We start from the raw sequence: 5,670 nt of genomic DNA on the forward strand, positions 1-5,670 counted from the left end.
AATCTTGTACTTCATCCAAAGTATCAAATAAATGCTTGCTCAGCCAACTATAACGTATGGTCCGATTATAGCGTTCAATATACGCATTCTGCTGTGGCTTACCCGGTTGAATATATTCAATACGAATACCGTGCTCAGTAGCCCAGCGCACAAATTCGTGACTGATAAATTCGGGACCATTATCGCATCGGATCACTAACGGTTTTTCTCTCCACTCCAGCAATTGATTCAACGTACGAATAACCCTGATTGTGGGCAATGAGAACCCTGCTTCAATGGCTAGGCCTTCGCGGCGGTAATCATCAATCACATTCAATAATCGAAACTTGCGACCATCGGAAAGCTGATCATGCATAAAATCTAATGACCAAACCTGATTTTCTCGGATTGGTTCTTTCAATGGTTCAGGCGCATGCCGTTTTAGTCTTCTTCTCGGTTTAATACGCAGATTCAGTGCCAACTCACAGTAAATGCGGTAAACCCGCTTGTGATTCCAGCAGCAACTCTCAACATGCCGTAAATACGAGAAGCACAAACCAAAGCCCCAATCGGAATTTTCCTCAGTGAGTTCAATGAGCTGTTCAGCAATGAGTGCATTGTCATCGCTGAGTTTGGCTTGATAGCGGTAGCAGGTTTCACTAATGCCAAATGCTTTACAAGCCAAACGAATACTAATGGCATGCTGGGCAACTGCCTGTTGTGCCATCTTACGCCGGCAAGATGGCTTTACCACTTTTTTGCCATCGCTTCCTGGATGATTTCGGCCTTTAATCGCTCTTCCGCATACATCTTTTTAAGTCTGGTATTTTCGGCTTCTAGCTCTTTCAGTCGAGCCATTAATGATGTATCCATACCACCATATTTGGCACGCCATTTATAAAAGGTAGCATTACTCATGCCGTGTTCACGGCAAAGGGTCGCTACAGGTGTGCCAGATTCTGCCTGTTTCAAGATGGACATGATCTGACTGTCAGTAAATTTAGATGTTTTCATGCAGAATCTCCTGCTCGTATCTTAAGAGAAAATTCTACTTTTAGATCCTTTTATTTTTAGGGGGGATTACCAGATGAACTTTGCATTTAAATGTTTGTCGTAATGAAAGGAAAGTGATTATGAAAAAATTAGGTCTTATCTCTGTAGTACTTGCTGGTGTTGCTTTTACAGCTGTTGGTTGTGCATCTGAAGCTGGCTTAAATGCATCAGGTTCAGCTCAAACTAGCGCTAGCCCATCTGGCGTACAAGCTGGTGTTGGTGTAGATGCAGGTGTTTCTGGTCAAGCACAACCAGGTCAAGTTGATGCTGGTGCTTCTGGTTCTGTTTCAGGTTCTGCAACTGCTCAGTAATTCTTAGCGATAAGAACAGTTAAAAGATTATAGAGTACATATATTCAAGATGCCGATTTATATATGAAATGAGCTGCTACTCATTATTCTATAGTCAAGAGAATGTGGATTTCTCAACAAAAAAGCCCCAAAAGACTTATCTCTTTGGGGCTTTTTATATAGTAATGAGATTAGTCATCATGACGATAATTTCGGTGGTCATGATCACGATCTTCTAAGCGTTTTTTTTCCCATTCACGGTGTCTTTTTTCCCACTCACGACGATTTTTGTCCTGTTCACGAGCATCTTTACGTTGTTGTTCGTATATTCTCTTACGCTCTTCCCAACGTTTTCGTTCCCAGTCACTATAGCGACGTCCATCGTTACGGTCATAACGATCATCGTCATGATCATGGTAACCATAACCACCGCGATAATAAGGGTCATCTGTATAAGCAACACAACCTACAGTTAAAAGACTGGTTGCTAACAAAGTAACAACTAGTTTTGCTGACATAGCCCAATCTCCTTTGTCTGTTAACAATAATTGGCAAAAAAGTCCTGTTTTAAACGACAGATTTGTTAATGACATTTGCTATAAATCAGATTAGCGTAGATTGGTTTTTACCTTTGTATCTTGATTACATGAGTTGTATGCGAATATAGTCAAACAACAAAGAATTCTGTAGAAAATATGAAGGATAAGAGGAATTCATGGAGATAGGCATGACAGCATTTAATCAAAAAATTCAAACATTGCTAGATAAGGGCCAAGGGCCTGCTGCTCGAGCTCTTGATAAGTTACCTCGATTAGCTCAAGAATCACTTGCCAAAATTCTTGGATATTCCTACCAATACCCAGATCTCGACTCATTTACTAAATGTATGATGGCCGTACAAATTAAACAGGGACGTATCGGTTTTATTGGTTCAGATCCTATTGAGTCTAGACGGCAATTCGATACACAAATGTTGGCTATCCGTCAGAAATCAACAGAAGTTGATTCTGTAGAAGATATTCGCTTACCTCTTCAAAGCGGAACTATCTTCGCAAGACACTATCACCCGGCACCTAATAAAAAATTACCTCTACTAGTTTTCTATCATGGAGGAGGTTTTGTCGTAGGTGGATTAGATACTCATGATGAGGTGTGCCGCATATTGGCGAAATACGCAAAAGTACAAGTACTCAGCATTGATTATCCTCTTGCACCAGAAGTCTCACCTCAACATTTAATTCAATCATGCGAAGATGCATTGGCTTGGGTCTATCAAAATCGTAGACAGCTAAAAATATTAAAAAATCGTATTGCTGTAGCAGGGGATAGTGCAGGCGGAAATATCAGTACGGTTGTAGCTCAACGATCAGTAAACAAACCTTATGCTCCACAAGCACAGCTTCTCATTTATCCTACAGTTGATTTTAAAAGCCGACATCCTTCTTTTTATGCTTATAAAGAAGGATTAGTTTTGACGGATAGCGATATTAATTATGTCACTCAATATTATGCAACTCAGCATAATGTAGAATTAGATGATCCAATTATTTCTCCAACCTATGGTAATTTGAAAAAGAATCCACCAGCTTTTGTGATTACGGCTGGTCATGACGTACTGCATGACGAAGCAAAAATTTATAGCTATAAGCTAAGACAAAATGGCGTAAAAATGCATTATGAAGAATATCCGGATCAAACCCACGGTTTTATAAACTTGACACCTATTTCGAAAAAGGCAAAACGCTATACCATCGAGATCAGTAAAAACTTCAGAAAGTTCTGGGATAAAAATAGTTAAATAAAAGCTTAGTCCATGTTTCACGTGGAACGTGGACTAATACTTTAATCCAAAATATAAAGCACTAAATAAAAGATAATAAATACTCACTAGAATTCTTTTATATAGATGATTAAATTTATCATTTATTAAGTTTGGCATTTTGTTGTAGGAAGATATGAAAAAATTATTAATGTTATGTTGTTTAGGTATAAGCAGTCATTCAGTATGGGCTGACACCTTAGTTGAAATGCAAACGAATTTGGGTAATGTTGAAATACAACTTTATGATGATAAAGCACCAAACAGTGTGAAGAATTTTAAAGACTATATAAAGTCAGGCTTTTATAAAGATACGATATTTCACCGTGTAATTCCTGGTTTTATGGTGCAGGGCGGTGGACTTACTGCAAATATGCAGGAAAAGACTACACGAGCACCTATCAAAAATGAAGCTGGGAATGGAATTGCTAACACACGAGGAACTTTGGCAATGGCCCGTACAGCAAATCCTGACTCAGCTACTAGTCAGTTTTTCATAAACGTTGCAGATAATAATTTTTTAAATCGCTCTGCGGGTAATCCTGGTTATGCAGTTTTTGGAAAAGTAATTAAAGGAATGGAAGTGGTTGATCGTATTGTTCAGGTCCCTACATCAAACTATGGCATGCATCAAAACGTACCAAAACAGGCTATAAAGATAGTAGATATAAAGTTTAAAACTCTTCAAAAATAAATTAACCATATAAATCATACATTTGTTTGTTTTTGAGATTTTTTTTGGCTGAAAAAGAACCGGTCGAACGTGCATATTTATAAAAGTGCTTGCGTACCAGTTTTTTTTCCCTATAATGCACTCATCCCGACGCGATACACGAGAATATCTTAGCTTACAGGGTTAAGATGAAAGCTTAGTATTGCGTTGAATTCTGTCTCTGACGAAGAGCAGAAAAATCATTAAGAGAATTGAAGAACAACTTGTGTGGATTTTTACTGATTGATTAATCGAAATAATTTTCATTGATTGATTGGTTTAAATTACTCGAAGTTTATTTGAGCGAAATTTAAGTCAGTAATTGATGAGCCAGAATTGGTACCTTGTCTTTAAATAAGGTACAAAATGATTTTAACTGAAGAGTTTGATCATGGCTCAGATTGAACGCTGGCGGCAGGCTTAACACATGCAAGTCGAGCGGGGTGATGGTGCTTGCACTATCACTTAGCGGCGGACGGGTGAGTAATGCTTAGGAATCTGCCTATTAGTGGGGGACAACATTTCGAAAGGAATGCTAATACCGCATACGTCCTACGGGAGAAAGCAGGGGATCTTCGGACCTTGCGCTAATAGATGAGCCTAAGTCGGATTAGCTAGTTGGTGGGGTAAAGGCCTACCAAGGCGACGATCTGTAGCGGGTCTGAGAGGATGATCCGCCACACTGGGACTGAGACACGGCCCAGACTCCTACGGGAGGCAGCAGTGGGGAATATTGGACAATGGGCGCAAGCCTGATCCAGCCATGCCGCGTGTGTGAAGAAGGCCTTATGGTTGTAAAGCACTTTAAGCGAGGAGGAGGCTACTTTAGTTAATACCTAGAGATAGTGGACGTTACTCGCAGAATAAGCACCGGCTAACTCTGTGCCAGCAGCCGCGGTAATACAGAGGGTGCAAGCGTTAATCGGATTTACTGGGCGTAAAGCGCGCGTAGGCGGCTAATTAAGTCAAATGTGAAATCCCCGAGCTTAACTTGGGAATTGCATTCGATACTGGTTAGCTAGAGTGTGGGAGAGGATGGTAGAATTCCAGGTGTAGCGGTGAAATGCGTAGAGATCTGGAGGAATACCGATGGCGAAGGCAGCCATCTGGCCTAACACTGACGCTGAGGTGCGAAAGCATGGGGAGCAAACAGGATTAGATACCCTGGTAGTCCATGCCGTAAACGATGTCTACTAGCCGTTGGGGCCTTTGAGGCTTTAGTGGCGCAGCTAACGCGATAAGTAGACCGCCTGGGGAGTACGGTCGCAAGACTAAAACTCAAATGAATTGACGGGGGCCCGCACAAGCGGTGGAGCATGTGGTTTAATTCGATGCAACGCGAAGAACCTTACCTGGCCTTGACATAGTAAGAACTTTCCAGAGATGGATTGGTGCCTTCGGGAACTTACATACAGGTGCTGCATGGCTGTCGTCAGCTCGTGTCGTGAGATGTTGGGTTAAGTCCCGCAACGAGCGCAACCCTTTTCCTTATTTGCCAGCGAGTAATGTCGGGAACTTTAAGGATACTGCCAGTGACAAACTGGAGGAAGGCGGGGACGACGTCAAGTCATCATGGCCCTTACGGCCAGGGCTACACACGTGCTACAATGGTCGGTACAAAGGGTTGCTACCTAGCGATAGGATGCTAATCTCAAAAAGCCGATCGTAGTCCGGATTGGAGTCTGCAACTCGACTCCATGAAGTCGGAATCGCTAGTAATCGCGGATCAGAATGCCGCGGTGAATACGTTCCCGGGCCTTGTACACACCGCCCGTCACACCATGGGAGTTTGTTGCACCAGAAGTAGGTAGCCTAAC

At 41.7% G+C, this 5,670-nt stretch carries 5 protein-coding genes and 1 rRNA gene; 4 read left to right on the forward strand and 2 right to left on the reverse strand.

Features of this window, described 5'->3' with window-relative positions; genetic code table 11:
* Nucleotides 1-993 (reverse strand): IS3 family transposase gene (locus ACINWC141_RS03820; protein WP_155757871.1). Its coding sequence is split into 2 segments (ribosomal slippage), with 994 coding nucleotides annotated over them: nt 1-741 and nt 741-993; the frame shifts between segments, so codons are not numbered across the junction. This gene is flagged as partial in the annotation.
* A 119-nt stretch (nt 994-1,112) separates the two neighbouring features.
* Here ACINWC141_RS03820 and ACINWC141_RS03830 point away from each other — a divergent pair.
* Entirely contained in the window at nt 1,113-1,343 is a 231-nt protein-coding gene (locus ACINWC141_RS03830) for a hypothetical protein (RefSeq protein WP_000733015.1), read from the forward strand.
* 170 nt (nt 1,344-1,513) lie between these two features.
* On the opposite strand, the gene ACINWC141_RS03835 is transcribed toward ACINWC141_RS03830, so the two are convergent.
* Nucleotides 1,514-1,840, reverse strand: coding sequence for a hypothetical protein (locus ACINWC141_RS03835; protein WP_009388150.1), 327 nt, complete (start codon nt 1,838-1,840; stop codon nt 1,514-1,516).
* 209 nt (nt 1,841-2,049) lie between these two features.
* Here ACINWC141_RS03835 and ACINWC141_RS03840 point away from each other — a divergent pair, with 209 nt between their 5' ends.
* From ACINWC141_RS03840 to ACINWC141_RS03850, 3 genes are all read left to right on the forward strand, one after another.
* Nucleotides 2,050-3,120, forward strand: coding sequence for an alpha/beta hydrolase (locus ACINWC141_RS03840; protein ID WP_009388152.1), 1,071 nt, complete (start codon nt 2,050-2,052; stop codon nt 3,118-3,120).
* 157 nt (nt 3,121-3,277) lie between these two features.
* Complete coding sequence (locus tag ACINWC141_RS03845; RefSeq protein ID WP_009388151.1) at nt 3,278-3,835, forward strand: peptidylprolyl isomerase; 558 nt, start codon at nt 3,278-3,280, stop codon at nt 3,833-3,835.
* Between the two features lie 391 nt (nt 3,836-4,226).
* Nucleotides 4,227-5,670, forward strand: a 16S ribosomal RNA gene (locus tag ACINWC141_RS03850); the annotation flags it as partial.

It is taken from the genome of Acinetobacter sp. WC-141 (assembly GCF_000313935.1).
In the GTDB taxonomy this organism is placed as follows: domain Bacteria; phylum Pseudomonadota; class Gammaproteobacteria; order Pseudomonadales; family Moraxellaceae; genus Acinetobacter.